1 protein-coding gene and 1 other annotated feature are annotated in these 1,175 nt (G+C 56.5%); the gene reads left to right on the plus strand.

Annotated features, from left to right (window positions below; genetic code table 11):
- Positions 1–41: 41 nt before the first annotated feature.
- A protein-coding gene (locus tag C7964_RS19720) for an IS3 family transposase (RefSeq protein ID WP_110281247.1) occupies positions 42–1,175 on the plus strand; the annotation gives its coding sequence in 2 pieces (ribosomal slippage) (positions 42–336 and positions 336–1,175; 1,135 coding nt annotated over the 2 pieces). This gene is flagged as partial in the annotation.
- Positions 329–445, plus strand: a sequence feature (AL1L pseudoknot). (Overlaps the previous gene by 117 nt.)

Raw genomic sequence — 1,175 nt, forward strand, 5'->3', positions numbered from 1 at the left:
GAGTTTGTCGGAGACCATCAACTTAAGTAAGGATGATGGTTATGACAAAAAGCAAAATGGCAAATCGCTACTCACCTGAGGTCCGCGCGCGTGCGGTTAGGATGGTGTTTGAACATCAAGGTTCATATGAAACGCAGGCGGGCGCGATTGCGGCCATTGCACCCAAGATCGGCTGCATTCCCCAGACCTTGAGCGGATGGGTCAAGCAGGCCGAGAAAGACAGCGGCATGCGCGATGGCGTGACGACCGAGGAACGCGACCGGATCAAGGCGCTTGAACGTGAAAACCGGGAGCTGCGCCAGGCGAATGAGATCCTGCGCAAAGCGTCAGCATATTTTGCGCAGGCGGAACTCGACCGCCCACTGAAGCGATGATCGCCTTCATTGAAGATCAGCGCGTTGTCTACGGCGTCGAGTCGATCTGCAGAGTCCTGCCGATCGCGCCGTCGACATATTACCACCGCCTGGCGTGCCTCGCTGATCCGTCCAAAGCTTCGGAACGCCATCAGCGGGATGCGGTGCTACGGCCAGAAATCAAACGGGTCTGGGATGAGAATTACCAGGTCTACGGGGTCCGTAAGGCATGGCATCAGCTGAAGCGGGAGGGCTTTGATCTGGTGCGCTGCACAGTAGAGCGGCTGATGAAACAGATCGGCATCCGTGGGGCTGTGCGCGGCAAGGTGGTCAAAACAACGGTCCCTGACACGTCAGCGCCTTGTCCGCGTGACAAGGTGAACCGCGTGTTCCGAGCACCAGCACCGAACCTTCTCTGGGTCAGTGATTTTACTTACGTGTCGACATGGCAGGGTTTTGTCTATGTGGCTTTTGTTATCGACACATTCGCTGATCGTATCGTCGGATGGCGGGTCTCCCGGTCTGCCAAAACTGACTTTGTTCTCGATGCTCTTGAACAGGCCCTACATGATCGACGGCCCGTCCAGAAAAGCGGATTGGTTCATCACTCGGATCGCGGCGGGCAATATTTGTCAATTCGATACACTGAGCGTTTGGTCGAAGCGGGCATCGAACCATCGGTCGGAAGCGTCGGGGATTCCTACGACAACGCCCTCGCCGAAACTATAAACGGTCTCTACAAAACCGAGCTGGTTCATCGTCAGGGACCGTGGCGCAACATGCAGGATCTGGAAATGGCCACCCTCGGCTGGGTCGATTGGT

The organism is Loktanella sp. PT4BL, assembly GCF_003201935.1.
In the GTDB taxonomy this organism is placed as follows: domain Bacteria; phylum Pseudomonadota; class Alphaproteobacteria; order Rhodobacterales; family Rhodobacteraceae; genus Yoonia.